This is a genomic window from Bradyrhizobium sp. UNPA324 (genome assembly GCF_006658635.1).
Classification (GTDB): Bacteria; Pseudomonadota; Alphaproteobacteria; order Rhizobiales; family Xanthobacteraceae; genus Bradyrhizobium; species Bradyrhizobium nanningense.
On the sequence record NZ_LFJD01000004.1, the window covers coordinates 4,682,818 to 4,703,136 of the forward strand.

The 20,319-nt window shown below is 61.4% G+C and carries 21 protein-coding genes; 9 read left to right on the forward strand and 12 right to left on the reverse strand.

Translation table 11 applies throughout. The features are described from left to right. The first annotated feature begins 17 nt into the window (after window positions 1-17). On the forward strand, window positions 18-188 hold the full coding sequence (locus UNPA324_RS35250; protein ID WP_181769482.1) for a hypothetical protein: 171 nt from the start codon (window positions 18-20) through the stop codon (window positions 186-188). Window positions 189-416: 228 nt separating this feature from the next. On the opposite strand, the gene UNPA324_RS22565 is transcribed toward UNPA324_RS35250, so the two are convergent. Then, on the reverse strand, window positions 417-782 hold the full coding sequence (locus UNPA324_RS22565; protein WP_128919062.1) for a response regulator transcription factor: 366 nt from the start codon (window positions 780-782) through the stop codon (window positions 417-419). A 157-nt stretch (window positions 783-939) separates the two neighbouring features. Between UNPA324_RS22565 and UNPA324_RS35770 the strand changes: the two genes are divergently transcribed. Continuing rightward, window positions 940-1,695, forward strand: a complete 756-nt coding sequence (locus UNPA324_RS35770; protein ID WP_246667198.1) for a histidine kinase dimerization/phosphoacceptor domain -containing protein — start codon at window positions 940-942, stop codon at window positions 1,693-1,695. 1,043 nt (window positions 1,696-2,738) lie between these two features. Beyond that, a complete protein-coding gene (locus UNPA324_RS22575; protein WP_128919063.1) occupies window positions 2,739-3,677 on the forward strand; it encodes a metallophosphoesterase in 939 nt (312 codons plus the stop codon). 7 nt (window positions 3,678-3,684) lie between these two features. Here the strand turns inward: UNPA324_RS22575 and UNPA324_RS22580 are convergent, their stop codons facing one another. Continuing rightward, complete coding sequence (locus tag UNPA324_RS22580; protein ID WP_128919064.1) at window positions 3,685-4,173, reverse strand: CDP-archaeol synthase; 489 nt, start codon at window positions 4,171-4,173, stop codon at window positions 3,685-3,687. Window positions 4,174-4,481: 308 nt separating this feature from the next. Here UNPA324_RS22580 and UNPA324_RS22585 point away from each other — a divergent pair, with 308 nt between their 5' ends. The 3 genes from UNPA324_RS22585 to UNPA324_RS22595 all read left to right on the forward strand — a co-directional run bounded on the left by UNPA324_RS22585 (window position 4,482) and on the right by UNPA324_RS22595 (window position 6,843). Beyond that, window positions 4,482-5,420 (forward strand): metallophosphoesterase, encoded by a 939-nt coding sequence (locus UNPA324_RS22585; protein WP_128919065.1) that lies wholly within the window; start codon window positions 4,482-4,484, stop codon window positions 5,418-5,420. Window positions 5,421-6,090: 670 nt separating this feature from the next. After that, window positions 6,091-6,462: a hypothetical protein gene (locus UNPA324_RS22590; RefSeq protein WP_164936209.1), complete on the forward strand. Its 372-nt coding sequence runs from the start codon at window positions 6,091-6,093 to the stop codon at window positions 6,460-6,462. 87 nt (window positions 6,463-6,549) lie between these two features. Further along, window positions 6,550-6,843: a hypothetical protein gene (locus UNPA324_RS22595; RefSeq protein WP_128919066.1), complete on the forward strand. Its 294-nt coding sequence runs from the start codon at window positions 6,550-6,552 to the stop codon at window positions 6,841-6,843. A 200-nt stretch (window positions 6,844-7,043) separates the two neighbouring features. Here the strand turns inward: UNPA324_RS22595 and UNPA324_RS36195 are convergent, their stop codons facing one another. The 3 genes from UNPA324_RS36195 to UNPA324_RS22610 all read right to left on the reverse strand — a co-directional run bounded on the left by UNPA324_RS36195 (window position 7,044) and on the right by UNPA324_RS22610 (window position 9,542). Beyond that, window positions 7,044-7,208, reverse strand: a complete 165-nt coding sequence (locus tag UNPA324_RS36195; protein ID WP_128919163.1) for an ester cyclase — start codon at window positions 7,206-7,208, stop codon at window positions 7,044-7,046. A gap of 333 nt (window positions 7,209-7,541) precedes the next feature. Beyond that, the gene (gene groL, locus UNPA324_RS22605; protein WP_141936018.1) at window positions 7,542-9,182 is read right to left on the reverse strand and encodes a chaperonin GroEL; all 1,641 of its coding nucleotides are present in this window, start codon (window positions 9,180-9,182) and stop codon (window positions 7,542-7,544) included. 45 nt (window positions 9,183-9,227) lie between these two features. Then, on the reverse strand, window positions 9,228-9,542 hold the full coding sequence (locus UNPA324_RS22610) for a co-chaperone GroES (RefSeq protein ID WP_128920904.1): 315 nt from the start codon (window positions 9,540-9,542) through the stop codon (window positions 9,228-9,230). Window positions 9,543-9,921: 379 nt separating this feature from the next. On the opposite strand from UNPA324_RS22610, the gene UNPA324_RS22615 reads away from it, so the two are divergent. Beyond that, the gene (locus UNPA324_RS22615) at window positions 9,922-10,209 is read left to right on the forward strand and encodes an usg protein (RefSeq protein WP_128920905.1); all 288 of its coding nucleotides are present in this window, start codon (window positions 9,922-9,924) and stop codon (window positions 10,207-10,209) included. A 204-nt stretch (window positions 10,210-10,413) separates the two neighbouring features. On the opposite strand, the gene UNPA324_RS22620 is transcribed toward UNPA324_RS22615, so the two are convergent. Then, a complete protein-coding gene (locus tag UNPA324_RS22620; RefSeq protein WP_128920906.1) occupies window positions 10,414-12,543 on the reverse strand; it encodes an O-linked N-acetylglucosamine transferase, SPINDLY family protein in 2,130 nt (709 codons plus the stop codon). Between the two features lie 222 nt (window positions 12,544-12,765). On the opposite strand from UNPA324_RS22620, the gene UNPA324_RS22625 reads away from it, so the two are divergent. Beyond that, window positions 12,766-13,293 (forward strand): cupin domain-containing protein, encoded by a 528-nt coding sequence (locus UNPA324_RS22625; protein ID WP_128920907.1) that lies wholly within the window; start codon window positions 12,766-12,768, stop codon window positions 13,291-13,293. Between the two features lie 134 nt (window positions 13,294-13,427). On the opposite strand, the gene UNPA324_RS22630 is transcribed toward UNPA324_RS22625, so the two are convergent. Beyond that, window positions 13,428-14,678 (reverse strand): NupC/NupG family nucleoside CNT transporter, encoded by a 1,251-nt coding sequence (locus tag UNPA324_RS22630; protein WP_128920908.1) that lies wholly within the window; start codon window positions 14,676-14,678, stop codon window positions 13,428-13,430. 184 nt (window positions 14,679-14,862) lie between these two features. On the opposite strand from UNPA324_RS22630, the gene UNPA324_RS22635 reads away from it, so the two are divergent. Further along, window positions 14,863-16,101 (forward strand): MFS transporter, encoded by a 1,239-nt coding sequence (locus UNPA324_RS22635; protein ID WP_128920909.1) that lies wholly within the window; start codon window positions 14,863-14,865, stop codon window positions 16,099-16,101. Between the two features lie 218 nt (window positions 16,102-16,319). Here UNPA324_RS22635 and UNPA324_RS22640 read toward each other — a convergent pair whose 3' ends face one another. The 5 genes from UNPA324_RS22640 to UNPA324_RS22660 all read right to left on the reverse strand — a co-directional run bounded on the left by UNPA324_RS22640 (window position 16,320) and on the right by UNPA324_RS22660 (window position 20,319). Next, window positions 16,320-17,078: an SDR family oxidoreductase gene (locus UNPA324_RS22640; protein ID WP_128920910.1), complete on the reverse strand. Its 759-nt coding sequence runs from the start codon at window positions 17,076-17,078 to the stop codon at window positions 16,320-16,322. A gap of 26 nt (window positions 17,079-17,104) precedes the next feature. Then, complete coding sequence (locus UNPA324_RS22645; RefSeq protein WP_063195258.1) at window positions 17,105-17,863, reverse strand: proteasome-type protease; 759 nt, start codon at window positions 17,861-17,863, stop codon at window positions 17,105-17,107. Window positions 17,864-17,944: 81 nt separating this feature from the next. Then, window positions 17,945-18,352: a carboxymuconolactone decarboxylase family protein gene (locus UNPA324_RS22650; protein ID WP_128920911.1), complete on the reverse strand. Its 408-nt coding sequence runs from the start codon at window positions 18,350-18,352 to the stop codon at window positions 17,945-17,947. Between the two features lie 62 nt (window positions 18,353-18,414). Next, window positions 18,415-19,263: a transglutaminase family protein gene (locus UNPA324_RS22655; protein ID WP_128920912.1), complete on the reverse strand. Its 849-nt coding sequence runs from the start codon at window positions 19,261-19,263 to the stop codon at window positions 18,415-18,417. Between the two features lie 111 nt (window positions 19,264-19,374). Beyond that, a complete protein-coding gene (locus UNPA324_RS22660; RefSeq protein ID WP_128920913.1) occupies window positions 19,375-20,319 on the reverse strand; it encodes an alpha-E domain-containing protein in 945 nt (314 codons plus the stop codon).

Consider the following 20,319-nt stretch of genomic DNA (forward strand, 5'->3'; position numbering starts at 1 on the left):
ATCTGTGCGGGAATGAGATGTCTGCTGTCGCCAGGCTCCTGAATCAGAAGGAGCAGTTGCTCGCGCGCCTCGAGACCGATCCGGGTCCGAACGAGCGGGCCGAAATCCAGGCGCTGCTTGCGAAGATCGAGACGGCGCTAAAGTTGCTCGGCAGCCAAGATTCCGCCGCTGCCGCGGCCGACGAATAGTGCTCAGCGAGCGGTTTCCGTGAAGCTTTTCCGAAGGACATCCTGCCGGAGATGAAGGCCCCAGCTCTGGGGGCTATGAGCTGGGGCCCGTACGGGGTTTGCCCCTGGGGCAGGAGCATTGGGAAAACCTGGCACTGGCGCCTTCGTTCCTGCGTGCGCAGGGAAGTTTAGATCTGCGCGCATCGTCCTTGCTGAGATCGGTGAAAGGTGCGGCCGCGAGTAGAATCGCTAAACCGGGGGTGCACCCTTCACCTCGCCGAGCTCCTTGACAACTCGCACGATCTCGTCCGGGTGGAAGGGCTTTCTCACGATGCGGCTGCCTAGGACTGGGCGTGGTGGGACGGGCGAGAAGCCGGTCGCGTAGACAACCGGCAAATGCGGATACTGCTCCCGATAGCGTTCCGCGATCTGCCACCCATCGATCTGTCCGGGTAGCCTGACGTCGGTGACTAACACATCCGCGACGCGGCGTTGGCACCAGGCCAGCGCCTCCTCTCCCGTGCTCGCGTGGATCACGTGATAGCCTGCCTCGCGCAAGGCTTCGACGACGAATTCGCGGATCAGAGGATCGTCTTCGACGAGAAGTATGCTCACTGTTGGCTCTCAAGGCGTCGCTTGCGTCATCAACCAGTCGAACGGCTTAACAGGTCTGTCGTTCCGGTATCCGATGGAGGCTTGCAGACGGGTCGTTGCTTAGACCTGGAGTACCAAGGCGAGGAACGGCTGTCCGGGACAGGTGGTTTTACAATTCATGAACAGGCTCTACCCGCTGGTTCTGGAGCACCGGCTTCCCACTGCCGTCCGGTACGGCATCTCCGCGAGCATCATGCTGGCCTGCGCCGTACTGCAGATGGCGATGGAGATGCAGACCGGCTCGCCGGGGTACTTCCTGCTGCTTCCGGGCGTGTTTCTCTCGGGCCTTATCTTCGACCGCGGGTCCGGAATATTCGCAGCGGTCATAGCCGTCGCCGTCGGCGCCTACGTCAGCTTTGGCGGCAGTAACGGGATAGACTATTTGGCGACCAATGCTCTCTTCGCTATCACTGCGAACGGGACGGCCGCCGTCGCGGAATTCCAACGCGCCGAACTGCGCCGGGTAGTCCTGGCGGACAAGACGAAGGCCTTGATGCTTCAGAAGATGGCTCACCGGACCAAGAACAACCTAGCGATACTCGGCAGGATAATCAGGTTGGAGGCGAGGCACGGCGGTCCGGAAGTCGGGGCCGCTCTGGCAGCCACCGCCCGTCGGCTGCAGGTGATGGCGGAGGTCTACGACCACCTATCCCCTACGCGGGACTCCCGCTCGGTGAACATGCGCTACTTCCTGAACGACGTCGTCGAGAAGGTCTTCCAATCTTTGGCGCCTTTCGGACCGATCGCGTTCCAGGTGACGTGCGAGGACGTCGACCTTGCCAGCAACCACGCGCTCGCGATCGGCATGATCACGAACGAGCTGGTGACGAACTCGATAAGTACGCTTTTCCCGACGACCGACCCGGCCACATAGTGGTCACGTTCTCGAGCGGCAGCGGCATCGAGCTGTCGGTCTCCGACAATGGCGTGGGCCTGCCTGAGGGAGCAGACCCGGGCGGACTGGGCTCGCGAATCGAGCAGCTACTCGCCCAACAGCTGGAAGGCGAAACTTCCTACGAAAGGCTCGATCCTGGCCTCAGGGTTCGGCTGAGGGCGCATCCGCGATAACTGCGCGTTCGGCGCTAGAAGGACGGGCCAAGCTTGTTTCAGCCCGACGTGCGCGTCTTGCCGGAGCCGTTCAGCCCCGAGACCGACGAGGCAATCAGTGAGGCCCGGCAGGCCATCAAGCAATCTCGGCAAACACGATGTGAGGCTCCACTGCACATCGAATTGAGGGAACTTCACCGTCTACCTGACCAATAAGGAAAGTAAGGCCGCGTCAGTGGCCACCTCTTCGTGCAACTGAGACAAGCGTCCGCTTTGGCCCATTGCTGACGTCTTCTCTGGATGTTGACAAGTCCGCTAAGCGGATCAAAACAGGCGTCGGCCTTGCCCGAGTTCTTCCATAACAACGCATACGCGAATGCTGCTCTTCAAAAATGCTTGACGGCAAGAAGCCCGAGCAGAGCTGTGCGCGTGACGGCGGATACTGCGACCATACTAATTAGGTCTTGCGTGGCCACCGATAGCATCGATGCCGCGGAGGACGGCAACGAGTTCACTTTTGACTTCTTGCGTTTTGGCCTTTGTGTGTTGTTTTTGTAGGCATTGCCTTCCCGAGATAACGGGTCAGGCCGCCATGCGGCCCGACCCTGACGCTTCCCTGTCGAGATTCGTCCCCGATCTGCAGCCACCATTGCATGCTCGCGGACGAGAAAGCTTAAGGGATCTGGTAAACTAACGCAGACCGGAGCTGATGGTTTATGAATTCGCGATGTCTATTGCGCGGAATGGAGAGTCCGACTTTTGCAATCTCGGTGACTATATCAACCGAGGCATGCTCAAGGTCGCTGCAACCGTGTGCGCCGGTACCGCACGTCCATGGAAGGTCGAGCCAATTTGGGAGGAACTTGTTCGATGGACGAAGTGATCTTGCGCAAATTGGAGGAGCGTCTCGGACCGCTCCATGCGAGACAGCGATTGGGTATCGAGACGGACCACGAGGCACAAATCTTCGGCCGGGGCCTCCTCTCCTTTCACATTAGGAACTGGTATCCAGTCCATTCTGTCATTCGAAATGCACTTAAGCTGACCGGTCTCTACTGGCGCGGACACCGAAATACAGGAAGCATTCTCGTTAAGCGCAACGACGCTATGTTCAAGGAGTTGCCACCGCTTTTCGACGGCTTCACCATCCTCCACCTTAGCGACATGCATGTGGACATGAATGAAGCTGCCATGCAGCGCCTGATCGAACTCGTCGGCGACATGCGCTACGATCTATGTGTTCTAACCGGCGATTATCGGGGGAAGAACTTTGGACCGTTCGAGGCAACCTTGAACGGCGTCGCACGAGTGCGAGCGCATCTAAAGGAGCCCGTTTATGGAGTTCTGGGCGACCACGATACCATCCAAATGGTTCCAGGGCTGGAAGCCATGGGAATACGCATGCTGCTCAACGAGAGTGAGGCGATTGTGCGCGGCGATCAGCAAATCTATCTAGCCGGGATCGATGACGCCCACTGCTTCAAGGCCGACGATATCGAAAAAGCTGCGTTGCAGATTCCGTATGGCGAGTTCTCCATTTTATTGTCACACACACCGGAGATCTATCGTCAGGCGGCTCATGCCGATTTTAATTTGTTGCTGAGCGGGCATACGCACGGTGGGCAGATCTGTCTGCCAGGATCTATTCCGATCATACTTGATGCAGTCTTGCCTCGACGGATGGGGGCGGGAGCTTGGCAGTATCACGACATGGCTGGTTACACCTCTGTGGGTGCTGGATCGAGCGTCGTTCCTGTTCGTCTCAACTGTCCACCAGAAATCACCCTGCACCGCCTTCGTTCGGGCTAACGGCGGGCTAATATGGTTCGTCGCGCAGGTGGGCTCGGAATAGAAAACGAGACAGAATTAGCGCGCCAATAAAAAAGATTCCGACGCCAAGCGCGATGTCTGCGATCGTCAATGAAAGCGCGTCGCGGCATGCCAGCATCGGAAATAGGGATTCGGGAATCTGATCGAGCCCGAGTGCCTGGCTGCTCGGCGGATAGTTTAGGCGGCGCTTCAGGAAACTGGAGAACAAATCGCCCGCCATAGCCGCGCCTGCTACGATTGCACCGATCGTAAGATCCAGACCGATAAGCGAGGCGCTTGCTGTCGTGATGAGGACTGAAATCAAAATACCGCGGATGGTTTTCGATGGCCCAAACAACGGCCTCCCATCAAAAAATACGGTGCCGGCATCCAGCGGGAAGGAAAAACGTGGGCCAAGAATCTTCTTTGCAACGATCGGTGTGCCGTTCGCCAACGTCATTAAAACCAATAATTGCAAAATATGCAGAAATTGCATTTTTTCAGCTTAGCTTATAGTTGCACCCGAGGTTAGTTCGATCTTCATTGACTATTGTGGACGCCTTTCAGTGGAACGTCTTGCGCCGGTCATCCAAGGCACCACGGTCGAGCCTCATCCATTAACCTGAAGTCGACTGCTCGGCTGCGCCGACGTGATCGAATAGCGATGCAGTTTGCTGCAGTGCACGAGCCAAATGACCCAACGCGACATTCAGCGGAAGCGTGGGAATTAGCCACTGTCGGGTTGACCTTGGCCTCATGAGAATACGCTATATCTATCCTCAGGCCGTTCAAAAGGACTAGCTGGTGGACGAAGACATTCTGCGCAAACTCGAGATCCGTCTCGGGCCGCTCCATGCCAGGCAGCGATTGGGGATCGAGAGAGATCACGAAGCTCAGGTATTTGGCCAGGGCCTCACATTCTTTCACCTTGAAAACTCATCTTGGGCCGAGTGGATCATTCGAAATGTTCTGAAGGCAACAGGGCTCTACTGGCGTGCACGACAGAACGCAGAACGCATTCTCGTCAAACGAAACGAAATGAGGTTCAAGACATTACCGCCCCTCTTTGAGGGCTTCACCATTCTCCACGTTAGCGACCTTCACGTGGATATGAATGAAGTTGCCATGAACAAACTCATCGAGCTCGTTGGCAGCATGCAGTACGATGTGTGCGTCCTAACTGGCGATTATCGGGGGCGGACTGTTGGGCCGTTCCAGCCCGCGCTGGATGGTGTCGCGCGAGTGGCAACTCATCTGAAAAAGCCAATCTATGCGGTGCTTGGCAACCACGACACGATTCAAATGGTCCCCGGGCTCGAAGCTATGGGTATTCGCGTGCTGCTCAATGAATGCGAAACAATCGTTCGCAATGACCAGCGGATCTATCTGGCGGGAATCGACGATGCACATTTCTTCAGAGTGGACAACATCGAAAAGGCCGCTCTCTCAATACCCCGCGGTGAGTTCTCGATCTTGTTGTCTCACACACCGGAGGTCTATCGTCAGGCTGCGCATGCCAACTTTGATCTGATGCTGAGCGGACACACCCACGGTGGTCAGATTTGTCTCCCCGGCTCCATTCCCATCAAGCTCGAGGCGGTGCTGCCAAGACGGATGGGAGCTGGGCCTTGGCAGTACAGAGATATGACCGGCTATACTTCCGTTGGTGCGGGCTCGAGCGTCGTTCCCGTGCGACTCAATTGTCCGCCGGAAATTACCTTGCACAATTTACGCCGCGGCTGACGCTGCCCCAATACGGTACATCACGTACATGAGCCTGAAACAAAAGTCGTGAGGGAAGTGGCTCGCCGACGAAAAATAGCCCAACACCCGAAGCAGCTCTCGCCGAGACGTCCTTCTAAACCGGCCCTATGGAACCGAATGGCAGCGTGCTGCCTGACATTTTGTTTCGAAGTCTTTCCTGCTTTCCCACGCTGACGCCGTTTTCGAAACGAAGCGATCGCACAAGTCATGGGCCGATGTGAGGTTGAATCCTGTGAACAGCTCCTCCACGGCACGAGAGTGCGATGAACTGGGGCGCTGTCATTCAACTCGCAATCTGCCCAATGCATGAGTCTCTTCTGGCCCGAACGCGAAGCCCAGACCGGCTCTGAAATCGTCTGGTTGTCGCGGTAGACCGGACGTGACCGGCGGCGGTCAGGACGGCGCCCGTTGACCCCGAGCAGACATGATCGTCCGAATTTGATCCTGCTCAAAACGACCGTTGCGATGTCCCCTACAAAGGCGTTGCACTCATCCCCCTGAGTGCGGAGCACCCACCCATAGCGACAAAGGGCCGCCGCCCCCATGGCGGCCTTTTTTGTACCGTCACGCCGACGTGACCAAGAAATATATTTCCTACCCTTCGGATTGAGTTCAAAATGCATCAAAGGCGTGGATCACGGGGGGTCCAATGCACCGATTTATCGCCAGAGCCAACGTAGATCACTTTATCGGCCTTCTGAACGGCAGTGATCTGACTGCTGACAAACGAGCGGGTCTTACCAGGCTGCTAATCGCCGAGTTGGATAAGCTCGCGCATGACCTCGAACATCTCGAATTTATCGAGAAAAGAGCGGTTGAGTGCCGTGAAAGAGTGAACCATGTCAGGGATATGAGGGATAGGCACCCCTTCGGCACAACGGACCGCGAACAAGCGGAGCAGCTGCTTGTAAGCTGCGAAAACTTGAGGACGGTGCTTGAAGATTTTTGTCATCGCCTGCGCGCGAAAATCAAATCGAGCGGAACAATTTCTACAGGTCCCCGCCGAAACCAGATATACTGAGTTTTATCACCGGCCGAAACTCAGCCCGTAGCGTCGGTGGCTGAGAGACCGATTGCGCTCCCGCCTGCATAAGATAGGGAGCACGCCATGTGGAAATCCACGGCAACGGCACCGTTTGATCGCAATTTACAACTCGCAGTAATCGACACTGCCGGTCAGGTACATGCGCTAGTTTTCCCCTGCCGCCGCGTGCTACGGGGCTGGGTGAATTCACAGACCGGTTCGCCAGTGCATGTGTTTCCAACGCATTGGCGCGAATGGGAAGGCCTTATCGAAAAAACGCCGATTGGTGAGTCAGAGCGGGATCGGTTGGCCATTGTCGAAGAGTACGCGGACGCTCTGCGAGCGATCATCAAGAAGGAACGTGACGGTCTCAATTAGACCCCTTCCGCTAGCCGTAACCGCATTGCTAGTCGGACGCGCAGATACAGATCTGTTGTGTCTTCTGCTTGTGGCCCGTTTGAGACAACTGATCAGTGCTGACCATGTCTGTTCACCAGGCTTGACCGGAAGCCCTCGGTGTCCTGTCAAACCGACGCGATTGACCCGTTGCGGACCAAAAGGGCTTATGCCGAGCGCTTTCAAATGGCGAGAAACCAATTATCTCGGTGGCGGCGAAAGTGCTCCGATTTGGTGCAGTAGTGCAACCGATCTGGTACCCCCCAATGTTCAACAAGCTTCCCGTTGTCGAAACGGCAAATGTCGATCACGTGGATGCAGACAGGCTTGCCGGAGCGGGGATCGATGCCATCGGCGCGCCAGCGCGCTTAAACATATCTTGCGTTTCGACATAGGCTTCAAGGCTGAGCTTAAGGTCTTTGATGCTCCTTCGCGCGTCTTCAATCTGCGATTTCAGGATTTCTGGACCAGGCACATCCGTTTACGATAAATACTCGTGCTCGACCAGTCGCTCGCGGTGTCCCCTCGAACTCGCCGCCTGACATTTGTGGGCGGCGCGGGCTTCGACGCGCTCGCGCAATACCGTGTGCCAGGATTGGACCCCATCTGACCGCAAGGAAATCGGCGAAGGCTCGGCGTCGCTGCCGAGCCTTCTTATTGTCGAGCTCTGAATGTCGGACTTAGAAGTCCATGCCGCCCATGCCGCCGCCCGGAGGCATCGCCGGACCGGCGCCGCCCTTCTTGGGCAGCTCGGCGACCATGGCTTCCGTGGTGATCAGCAGGGCTGCAACCGAGGCTGCGTTCTGGATCGCCACTCGAACCACCTTAGTCGGATCGATGATGCCCTTGGAGACCAGGTTGCCGTATTCGCCGGTCTGCGAGTCGAAGCCATACGTGTACTGATCCTTTTCGAGGATCTTGCCGACGATGACCGAGCCGTCCTCGCCCGCGTTGATTGCGATCTGGCGGGCTGGGTAGGACAACGCCTTGCGCACGATCTCGACCCCGGTCTTCTGGTCGTCATTTTTGGTGCGAATGCCCTTGAGGTGCTCGGAGGCACGGAGCAGGGCGACGCCGCCGCCTGGCAAGATGCCTTCCTCGACCGCCGCGCGGGTCGCATGCATCGCGTCATCAACGCGATCCTTGCGCTCCTTCACCTCGACCTCGGTCGCGCCGCCGACGCGGATCACCGCGACGCCGCCCGCGAGCTTGGCGAGACGCTCCTGGAGCTTCTCGCGGTCGTAGTCCGAGGTGGTCTCCTCGATCTGCGCCTTGATCTGGGCCACGCGCGCCTCGATGTCGGCCTTCTTGCCGGCGCCGTTGACGATCGTGGTGTTCTCCTTGTCGATCATCACCTTCTTGGCGCGACCGAGCATGTTGAGCGTGACGTTCTCGAGCTTGATGCCGAGGTCTTCCGAGATCGCCTGGCCGCCGGTCAGGATCGCGATGTCCTGCAGCATGGCCTTGCGGCGATCGCCGAAGCCCGGAGCCTTGACGGCCGCGACCTTGAGGCCGCCACGCAGACGGTTCACGACGAGGGTCGCAAGCGCTTCGCCTTCGACGTCCTCGGCGACGATGACCAGCGGCTTGCCGGTCTGCACCACGGCCTCGAGCAGCGGGAGCAACTCGTTCAGCGAGGAGAGCTTCTTCTCGTTGATGAGGATGTAGGCGTCGTCCATCTCAACGCGCATCTTGTCGGCGTTGGTGACGAAGTAGGGCGAGATGTAGCCGCGGTCGAACTGCATGCCCTCGACGACATCGAGCTCGGTCTCGAGCGACTTGGCTTCCTCGACGGTGATGACACCCTCGTTGCCGACCTTCTTCATGGCGTCGGAGAGGAACTTGCCGATCTCCTGGTCGCCGTTCGCCGAGATGGTGCCGACCTGGGCGATCTCGTCGTTCGAGGTGACCTTCTTGGAGTTCTTCTGCAGGTCCGCAACCACGGCTTCGACCGCGAGGTCGATACCGCGCTTGAGGTCCATCGGGTTCATGCCGGCGGCAACCGACTTGGCGCCTTCCTTCACGATCGCCTGGGCGAGCACGGTGGCGGTGGTGGTGCCGTCGCCGGCCGCGTCAGCGGACTTGGAGGCGACTTCGCGCACCATCTGCGCGCCCATGTTCTCGAACTTGTCCTCGAGCTCGATCTCCTTGGCGACGGTGACGCCGTCCTTGGTGATGCGGGGAGCGCCGAACGACTTGTCGAGCACGACGTTGCGGCCCTTCGGACCGAGCGTGACCTTCACCGCGTTGGCGAGAACGTCGACGCCGCGCAGCATCTTGTCGCGCGCTTCAACCGAGAATTTGACTTCTTTGGCTGCCATCTGGATTTTTCCTTGAGGTGTTTGACTGGAGGGAGAGAGGGGCTCTTAGGCCGCCTTCTTCTTGGAAGCGGGGACGTCGAGGACGCCCATGATGTCGCTTTCCTTCATGATCAAGAGATCGACGCTGTCGATCTTGACTTCAGTGCCGGACCACTTGCCGAACAGCACGCGGTCGCCGACCTTCAGGTCGATCGGGATCAGCTTGCCGGATTCGTCGCGGCCACCGGGACCAACGGCGACGACTTCGCCCTGGGAGGGCTTTTCCTTGGCAGTGTCGGGAATGATGATGCCGCCAGCGGTCTTCTCTTCTGCGTCGATGCGCTTGACCACGACGCGGTCGTGAAGCGGACGGAATTTCATGCAGTCCTCCTAAACATTTGCACGAGTTGAGGATTTTGAGATTGTTAGCAATCGTTGCCCGCGAGTGCTAGCACGGGCGAGGCTGAAATAGGACAGGAATTTTGCGGGGGCAAGGGTTTGTAGCAAAAAAATCAGCACTCGGAAGCGCGGATTGCCAGCTTCTCTCGCCATCGTTAACCGAGCCTCGCACCCGTATTAGCACGGAGCGTTCTCTGCTGCTAACGCATTGAATTTCAACAGCTTGTTAAACTTTTGGGCTTGAGATGAATTGTCAGTTTGCGTCACATTTCTCTCATGTGAGCGCATCAGTACCGGGTGGCTCGTAAGGCGCACACCGACCAAGCCGCCCCTTGAATGCGCTCCTGCAAAGGAGGTTGGCATGGGACTGCGGAATGGGGTCGTTTCCGAGGATTTCCGGAAACAGATGCTGGGTTACGGGCTGACGACGGCACAAATTCTCTACCGGATGCCGGATCATCCCTCGCTGCTTCAGACCTACGTTTGGCAGAACTACGACATGTTTCCGAAATTCCCGGTGCTGAAGGATTTCCTGGCGTTCTGGCAGGAGAAGCTCGACGGCCCCCTCCATTCGGTGACCGTGGCGCATTCCAAGCTGATCAAGCCGGCCGAGCTGCGCGCCGTGGACGGCGTGTTCCGGCTGCATTGAGGGAGACCGGTCTCGTAGGGTGGGCAAAGGCGCTTAAGCGCCGTGCCCACCCACCCTCTCTCCATGGATCGTGCGCGGAAGGTGGGCACGCTTCCGCCTTCGCTCTTTGAGCTTCGGCGGACAAGTCGCTTTGCCCACCCTATACGATCTCCGTTGCGGCTGCGTCCGGCTGATGCGCTATTCCCGTGATCGCGTGTGCGGCAATCAGGCGCCGTTGCTGCAATAGCGTTGCCACATCGCGCGATAGGCATCGTCCACCGCTCGCCCGTATGAGGCCGGGTTGCCGGCGGCTGCGGCCCGGATACTGTCAGGCAATTCGAGGCGCAACTTGTCGAGCTCGCCGATCTGCAAGGCGCGGCTCGTTGCGACGTCGATATAGGCCTCTTGGCTGTCGGTGACCCAGTCAGGCAGGCCAAGCGCCGTGAGGATGGAGCCGGCGGCACGGCTGGGCAGGCTGTTGCCGAGTTTGGCGACCACCGGCACGCCCATCTGCAGGGCTTCCCATGTGCTGACGCCGCCGTTCTGCGGGAACGGGTCGAGGCAGATATCAACGCGATTGAACGATGCCAGATGTTCGCCTCGCAAGGTAGCGCCGAGCAGCTCGACGCGTTCGGCCGGCAATCCGCAGGCCTCGAACCGCGCCAGCAGATTTTCGCGGACCAGCCGGTCGTCCAGCGCGACATCCTTGATCAGCAGTCGCGAACCCGGCACGCGCTCGAGAATCCTGGACCAGACGTCTGCTGCCTCGTCCGAGATCTTGCTGATGCGGTTGAAGACGCCGAAGGTGACGAAGCCGTTCGAGATCGCTGGGGTTGGCGCCCGCGCAATCTCGGCCGGCAGTGGCGTCAGCGTCACGAAGCAGGGCAGGTCGACGACGGTCTCCGCAAACAGATGCCGAACCTCGTGCGGAATCGCGACCGGGTCCGAGATCAGATAGTCGATCGTCGGCAGCCCAGTGCCCGTGCCGTGGCCCCAGCCGTGGACCTGGATCGGCGCCGGTTTGCGCGCAAACACGCCGAGCCGGTTCCCTCTGGTGTGGCCGGACAGATCGATCAGGATGTCGATGCCGTCGGCGCGGATTTCGGCGGCGAGGCGATCTTCGCTCCATTGCGAGGCGTCGCGCCAGCGATCGGCGATCTCCCGAAATTGGCTGGTCGTCGCATCCACCTTCGAGGAGCAGGCGTAGCACACGATCTCGAACTGTGCCCGGTCATGGTGTTGAAGGACCGGCATGAAGATCAGCGCGGCCGAATGCGCGTTGAAATCCGATGAGACATAGCCAAGCACCAGGCGGCGATCCGGATCGCGATTGTTGTCATGCGGTCGCGCCGCTCCTGAAGCGATCTTCGCGCCGACACGCTCCCACCACACCTGACGAGCCTGCTGATGCCGTTCGACGGTGGCGTCCCCCGCAAAGTCGAGCGTGAATATCTTGTTGGAGATCGCGCTCTGCAGGTCAGGCTGGATGTCGAGGGCCCTGTCGAAACTGGCGAGGGCTTCGTCGACCCGGCCAAGTCCGGCGAGGCAAAGGCCCAGCACCAAGTGAGCTTGAATGGAACCGGGATCGATCACGAGGGCCTGCTCGCAATCGTGCGACGCCTGGGCAATCTGCTGGATCTGGAGCAGGACACCGGCCCGCGCGAGCCACCCATTCGCGTCGTCGGGTGCCAGTGCGATGGCCCGATTGCCGTCTGCCAGGGCTTCGTCAAATCGCTGAAGCTCCCGTAAAGCAATGGCGCGGTTCGCGAGCGCCGCCGCGTAGCTTGGCTTGATCGACAGCGCGCGGTTCAAGCTTGCGACGGCCTCGTCATAGTTGCGCTGACGGCAGAGCGCCCAACCTCGGCCGTTATGGGCTTCGGCAAGGTCCGGATTAAGTGCGAGCGCCTTGTCGTAGCTATGCAGCGCCTCATCGTGAAGGTCGAGGGCCACACTCGCATTGCCGAGATTGGACAGGGTCAGGGCGTGGTCAGGCCGCAGGGCGAGGGCCTTTCGATAGCTCGCGCGGGCCTCCTCGTGACGCCGTAGCCCGTTGAGGGCGACGCCAAGGCTCATGTGAGCATCGGCGGATCGCGGATCCGCGGCAATTGCCCGGCTTAGCAGGATTTCGGCTTGCTGATAGTTCTTGGCATCCGACTCCAAAACGCCGAGCATGTGCAGCGCGATGAATTGCATGGGTGCGAGCTGCAGGACTTGGCGATAGGCGGTCTGAGCCTCCGGCAAAAGTCCTATCTTGTGCAACTGGAGTGCGTGCCCGAGCAACGGCAACACTTCGGCCTTCTGTCGTTTCTGCAGCCGGGCATTTTGAAATGCACGCTGGCCTACGCTGCCGCCCATGAATCAATTCCCTCAAGAATCCTGCGGCGAGACTAATTCAGCGGCAGAACCAATACGAGACGCCGGCCGGTCGCCACGACAGCTTGGGACAAGCTACGATTTGATCGGATATTCGAGTGACGAGCCGGACGTCCCGCAATTGCTGCCTCGTCCAAGACTGGATAATCTGCCTTCGGGTTGTTCCCCGTCCGGCGGGCGCGGCTCAGATCAGGGAGGCAGACAATGGCCAAGCAAAAGGCATCAAGATCCGCAACGAAGGCTGCGGTGAAGAAGCGCAGCGGCGCAAAGGTCGCAGCGCGATCGTCGGCGCGCAAAGCGGTGAAGGCGAAGGCACGCACCGCGGCTCCGAAAAAGGCGGCACGCCCCCGGCAACGCATCGCGATCAGCCATCACCGTGAGGAAGACTTCAAGGCCGACGGCCTGCGCGCCTACGCGAAATACCGCGACCTCGGCATTGCAGAGGCGACCCACGGTCTCGCGCAAGCCCATGTGATCCGCCTGCAGGGCCCCTGCAATCCGGCCGAGGTCTCGAAGCTGCACTTCCACGACGTCGAATTCCAGATGGTCTACGTGCTCAAAGGCTGGGTGAAGACCTACATGGACGGGCAGGGCGAGACGCTGATGAAAGAAGGCAGCGCCTGGACCCAGCCGCCGAAGATCAAGCACATGATCCTGGATTATTCTGATGACGTCGAGCTCTTGGAGGTGATCCTGCCAGCGGAGTTCAAGACGGTGGAGTTGAAGGCGTAGGGCGACGCCGTAAATGCGCACACATCTCTCCACCCGTCATTGCGAGCGAAGCGAAGCAATCCAGAAATGCATCTGCGGAAACGGTCTGGATTGCTTCGTCGCAAGGGCTCCTCGCAATGACGGCGGAGTGAGACCTACGCCAACACCCCCACCACCGCGCCCATCAGGCACGTCGTCAGCGTCCCCGACACGATCGACTTCAGCCCGAGCGCGTTGATCTCCTCGCGCCGCTCCGGCGCCATCACGCCCAAGCCACCGATCATGATGCCGAGGCTGGCGAAATTGGCGAAGCCGCACATCGCGTAGAGCATGATCAGGCGCGAGCGCGGATCGAGCGCGCCGGCCGGCAGCTTCGAGAGGTCGACATAGGCGATCAATTCGTTGAGCACGGTCTTGGTGCCCATCAGGCTGCCGGCGGTGACGGCCTGATCCCACGGCAGCCCCATCAGCCAGCACACCGGCGCCATCGCCAGCCCCAACAAGCGCTGCAGGGAGATCGCGGCACCGCCGATATCAGGCAGCAGTCCGAGGATGGCGTTGACGAGATAGACCAGCGCCACCAGCACCAGCAGCATGGCGACGATGTTGAGCAGCAGCTCGAGGCCGGCGGTGGTGCCTTTCACGATCGCGTCCATCGTGCCGGATACCTCCATCTCGGGGTCCTCCAGCGTGCCGCCGGTGCGCTTGTCGGAGGTTTCAGGCACCATGATCAGGCTGACCAGGATCGCACCCGGCGCGCCCAGCACGGAGGCGATGACGAAATGCGCGGCGGCGTCGGGGATGAGGGGAGCAAGCAGCGTCGCATAAAGCACCAGCACCGTGCCGGCGATTCCCGCCATGCCGCCGGTCATCACCAGGAACAATTCGCTGCGGGTCATCTGCTTCAGATACGGCCGCACGAACAGTGGCGCCTCGACCATGCCGAGGAAGATGTTGGCGGCGGTCGACAGGCCGACCGCGCCGCCGACGCCGAGCGTCCGCTCCAGCAGCCAGGCCATTCCGCGCACGACCGGCGGCAGCACGCGCCAGTGGAACAGCAGCGTCGTCAGCACGCTCATGACCAACACGATCGGCAGCGCCTGGAACGCCAGGATGAAATCGGCGCCCGGCACTTTGACATCGAAGGGCAGGGGGCCGCCGCCGACATAGCCGAACACGAAGGCGGACCCGGCGCGCGAGGCCGCCGAGATCGCAGCGACCGCGTCGTTGATGGCGCCGAAGGCATGCGCGACGACCGGCAGCTTCAGCAGCGTGATCGCGGTGGCGAAGGTGACGACGAGGCCGATCGCCGCCTGTCGCAGCGATACGGCGCGCCGGTTCTCTGCGAGCGCGAAGGCGATCAACAGCAATGCGAAAATGCCGAGTGCCGATTGCAAGCGCAGCATGATGTCCCCAAACCCTCAATGATTATGGCCGTGCCTGCGCTGCAAAGGCAATGCCGACAGATCCGGGACGCCTCGCATTGTTGACAAGCGGGTCCGCCTCAGCCACGCGGGGAGCTCCGATATCACGGGGGCGAGCGGTCCGAGGGTGACCCAAAAGACGATCCAAGGGGTGGTCGAAGCGGCGATGCCAGAGCAGCCAATATCCGGACATCCACCAGTCAGCGCCAGCGCGCTTCTCGTCCACCGCGCCTTCCTGTTCTTCCTGCTCTCGCGCAGCCTGTCGCGCTTTTCCAGCCAGATCGCGGCGGTCGCGATCGGCTGGCAGATCTACGATCTCACTGGTTCGGCCTTCGATCTCGGCATGGTGGGCCTCGTCCAGTTCCTGCCCACCGCGCTTTTGGTGTTCGTCGCCGGCCACGCCGCGGACCGCTTCGAGCGCAAGCGCGTGGTCCAGCTCTGCCAGCTCGTGGAAGCCGCGACCGCGCTCTATCTCGCAGTCATCACCTATCTCGGTGCGGTCGGCGAGGTTCAGATCTTCTTCGCAACCTTCGTGCTCGGGATCGCCGGCGCGTTCGAGAGTCCGACCACGGCGGCGCTGCTGCCGGCGATCGCGCCGCAGGGATCGCTCCAGCGCGCCACCGCCGTCTCCAGCGGCGCGGCGCAGGTCGCGACCATCACCGGGCCGGCGCTCGGTGGCTTCGCTTATGCGGTTGCCCCGCATCTGGCCTATGCCGTGATGGTGCTGTTCTGGATCGTCGGGATGATCCTGACCGGCTTCATCCGGCCCCGCCCGCAGGCCATCGCCAAGGAGGGGACGGAGACGGACAACATCTTTGCCGGCGTCCGCTTCATTCGCAGCAATCCGGCGATCCTCGGTACCATCTCGCTCGATTTGTTCGCGGTGCTGTTCGGCGGCGTAACTGCGCTCTTGCCGATCTATGCCCGCGACATCCTTCAGGCCGGGCCGGTCGGGCTCGGCGTGCTGCGCGCGGCACCCGCGGTCGGCGCGCTGCTGATGACCATGGTGCTGGCGCGTCACGCCATCTCCAGGCATGTGGGCCTACGCATGTTCCAGGCGGTGATCGTGTTCGGCCTCGCCACCATCGTGTTTGCGCTGTCGTCCTGGATGTGGCTGTCGGTGCTGTCGCTCGCGGTGCTCGGTGCCGCCGACACGATCAGCGTCGTGATCCGCTTCTCGCTGGTGCAGCTCGCAACGCCCGACGAGATGCGCGGCCGGGTCGGCGCGGTCAACTTCCTGTTCATCAACGCCTCGAACCAGCTCGGCCAGTTCGAAAGCGGGGTGGCCGCCGCGCTGCTCGGCGCCATGCCGGCCGCCGTGCTCGGCGGCGTCGCCACGGTCGCAGTGGCGCTGCTCTGGATGAAGCTGTTCCCGAGCCTGCGGAAGGTGGAGAGTTTGGAGTAGGGCGAGATGGTCTCGTGTTCCGGACAAGCCGCAACGCGTCAGTGTTGCGGTGCAGAGCCGGGACCCAGAAAGGCCAAGAACGAGATCGGGGCAGCGTGGGCCCCGGCTCGGCAGCGCGTCATTTCATGCCGCGCAGCGTCCGGGGCACGGTCGCGGACAGAGCATAGGGAAATCAATGAGATCCCTACTGTGCATGGGGTTGTTTTCGTGTTTTTGATTTAGCCCCGTCCGACGAACGGCATCTTGGTCGCCATCACCGTCATGGTCAGCACGTTGGCGTCGAGCGGCAGGCTGGCCATGTAGGCCACGGCATCGCCGACCGCCTTGGCGTCCATGCGCGGCTCGTGCTTGGTCGTGCCGTCCGGCTGTAGCACGCCGGGGCCGTTGACCATGCGGTCGGTCATCGGGGTCGCGGCATTGCCGATGTCGACCTGGCCAACCGCGATGTCGTACATGCGCCCGTCGAGGTTACTGGCCTTGGTCAGGCCCGTGATGGCGTGCTTGGTCGAGGTGTAGGCGGCCGAGAACGGCCGCGGCGCATGCGCGGAGATCGAGCCGTTGTTGATGATGCGGCCGCCGCGCGGGTTCTGGTCCTTCATGATGCGGAAGGCGTGCTGGGTGCACAGGAACGGGCCGGTGAGGTTGGTGTTCACCACCGCCTGCCAATGCTCGAGGCTGAGGTCCTCGAAGTTCACCGCGGGCGCGCCCATGCCGGCATTGTTGAACAGCACGTCGAGGCGGCCGTAGGTCGCCTTCACCTTGTCGAACAGGGCGGCGATGGAGTCCGGTTTGGTCATGTCGGCGGTGACGCAGAGGCTCTTTCCCGCGGGGCCGAGCTTTGCGGTCTCCTCGAGCATGTCGAGCCGGCGCCCGACCAGCACCACGGTGAAGCCGGTGTTCATCAATGCCAGCGACGCCGCGCGCCCGACGCCGGTGCCGGCGCCCGTCACCAGGGCGATCTTTTTTGCTTCACTCATCGTTTCCTGCCTTTTCTGTTGAGCTGTCAGGTTTTGGGTTCTTTTTCGTTCTTGTAGGGCGGGCGCGGAATGTTCTGATGCGCTGCGCGCAGCGCCGCCGACCAGCGCGAGCGCAGGTCGTGGAAATAGGGCTCGCCCGCCTCGATGCGGTGGTTGAGGTCGGCCTCGCAGGCGTCCGCGCGCACCACCAGCACGTCGATCGGCAGGCCGACGCCGAGGTTCGAGCGCATGGTCGAGTCCATCGAGATCAGGCCGGTCTTCAGCGCCTCGTAGAGCTCGACGTCGTAATGCATGGCGCGGTCGAGCACCGGCTTGCCATATTTGTGCTCGCCGATCTGCAGGTAGGGCGTGTCGGTGGTGCACTCGATGAAATTGCCGGCGGTGTAGACCATGAACAAGCGCATCCGGGAGCCCTTGATCTGGCCACCGAACAGGAAGGAGACGTCGAAGGACACGTCCTCGGATCTCAGCGCCGGCCCTTCGGTCGCGTGCACCGCCCGGATGGCCCGGCCGATCCTCTGGGCGGCCTGGAACATGGTCGGCGCGTTCATCAGCGTCTCGAGCTCGCCCGTGTTGGGGTCCTCCAGGCCTTCGGTCAGCGTGGAGAGCACCGACTGGCTGATGGCGAGGTTGCCGGCGCTGGCGATCGCCATGATGCGCTCGCCGGGCTTGGAGAAGATGTGCAGCTTGCGGAAGGTCGAGACATTGTCGAGGCCGGCATTGGTGCGGGTGTCGGCGATCATCACCAGACCGTCCCGAACCAGGATTCCGCAGCAATAGGTCATTTCCAGTCCCCGAACGCGTTTGCGCGGAATTACTAGCCAATTTCAAGGAGGCATGAAACCCCCGATTACCGGGGCGGGACCTCAGTCAGCAGCATCGATCAGAAACGCCTCGTCGACCGGCACGCCGAGCGCCGTGACCAGCCGGTTGGTCTCCGCGGCCATGCCGACGATGGCGAGCATCTCGGCATATTCGGCCTCGCTCATGCCCTTGGCTCGTGCGGCGGCGGTGTGAGAATGAATGCAGTAGCTGCAGCCATGCGCGATCGAAACCGCGACATAGAGCATCTCCTTGACCCTGGGATCGAGCGCGCCGGGCGCCATCACCTCCTTGATGCTCTCCCAGGTCCGCCGCAGCGTCTTCGGATCATGCGCCAGCGCGCGCCAAAAATTGTTGATGAAGTCCGACTTCCGCACCTTGCGGATATCGTCGAAGACGGCGCGTGCTTCAGCGGAGAGTTCATCGTCCGAAAGCAGCTTTACAGTGGCCATGGGTACCTCGCGGGGGCTGATTTCGCGAGTGTAGCACGGCCGATGCGATCCGACGGCTGCGCCTAGCCCTGCCGCTGGGATTGCGATTGCGACGGCCCGCCGCGGCCGGCCTGCTCGACCTTCACGGCCACCGTCAGCGTCTCCGTGCCGCCGCCATAGCGGGTGCCGCGCACCGGGGCCGCGCCGAGATAGTCGAGCCCGATCGCGACGCGGACATGGGCGTCGGTGGCGCAGATGCTGTTGGCGGGATCGAAGCCGACCCAGCCGAGATCGGGCACGAAGGCTTCCGCCCAGGCGTGCCCGGCGTCCTGATGCAAGAGACCGTCCGCGCGCAGGAAGTGGCCGGAGACGAAGCGCGCCGGCACGCCGGCGGCGCGGGCGCAGGCAATGAAGATGTGCGCATAGTCCTGGCAGACCCCGCGCTTGAGCGTGAACGCCTCCGCCGCCGAGGTGCCGCTATGGGTCGGGTCCTCGTCGAACGTCATGTGATCGGCAATCTCAGTCATCAGCGTATGCAGGAAGCCGAGCGTGTCGCTCTCGGCCTCGCTGCGCAACTGACGCGCCACCGCCATCATCGCGGGATTCACCGAGGTGAGGTCGGTTGGGCGCAAGAACATGCCCGCCGGAAAGCGTTCGTCGGTGCCGCGCAGCACGCCGCCGGTGTCGTGGGTCTCGATCAGCCCTTCGGCGGTGATCTGGATGTCGCCGACAGGACCGCAGGACAGCACATGGGTGACGTTGCCGAACGCATCCTCGTGCATGTCGAGCTTGGTGTCCGTGGAGACGTCGATCTGCCATTCCGCCACATATTGCCCGTCATGGCTGCCGGGCGTCATGCGCAGGATCTGGATCACGCTCGTGGCCGGCGGCTCGTAGCGATAAGTCGTGGTGTGCAGGATTCGCAGGCGCATGAGGAACCGTTGTGCTTGCGTCGTCATTCCGGGGCGATGCGCGAGCATCGAGCCCGGAATCTCGAGATTCCGGGTCTGGTCCTTCGGACCATCCCGGAATGACGACGTTCATCAGATCAAATACTGCTTCGTGATGATTTCGCCCAGCCTGGAATTGTCCGTGATGAATTCCTGAATGAATTCATGGACGCCGTGCTGGAAAATGTCGTTCATGTTGCTGTGCTCCAGCCGGTTGCGGATGCCGCGGGCGTGGCGCTGGGCCGCGCCCTGGCGGCCATAGGCGACGCCGATCTGGTCGAGGTTGCGCACGAGATTGCCGTAGCAGCTGGCCAGCGAGCGCGGCAGCGTATCGTTGAGGATGAGCAGGTCCGCGATCAGCCAGGGTTTGAGCGTCTCGCGATAGACCCAGTGATAGGCCGTCAGCGCCGAGACCGAGCGCAGGATCGAGCTCCATTGATAGAAGTCGAGCGGGCCGCCGACATGCTCCTCCTCGGGCAGCAGCACGTGATACTTCACGTCGAGAATGCGCGCGGTGTTGTCGGCGCGCTCCAGGTGCACGCCCATCCGCGAGAACCAGTAGGCGTCGTTGCGAAGCATGGTCCGGTAGGCCGAGCCGTCGAAGCGCAGCGAGGTCTCCTGCACGAAGCGCAAAAATTTGGCGAGGTCTTCGCGCGTCGAGGTGCCCTTGCTCCAGACCGCCTGAAGCTCGATCCAGGCCGAGTTGATGGTGTCCCACATCTCGCTGGTCAGCGCGGTGCGCACCGAACGCGAGTTCAGCCGCGCCGCCTCGATGCAGTTCCTGATCGAGGACGGGTTGTCGACGGAGAAAGAGAGATAGTCGACGACGTTGTGCTCGTTGGCTTCCTCATAGGTCTGATAGAAGCTGGCGGCGACGCCGGCGGTGAGCAGCGCCGAGTCCCATTCGTTGGTCTTGCCGATATAGGCGGCGGGAAGCGCGGTGACGCGCAAGGTCGCATCGATGGTGCGCGCGAGATATTCGGCCCGTTCGACGTAGCGGGCGAGCCAGTAGAGGTTTTCGGCGGTACGCGACAGCAT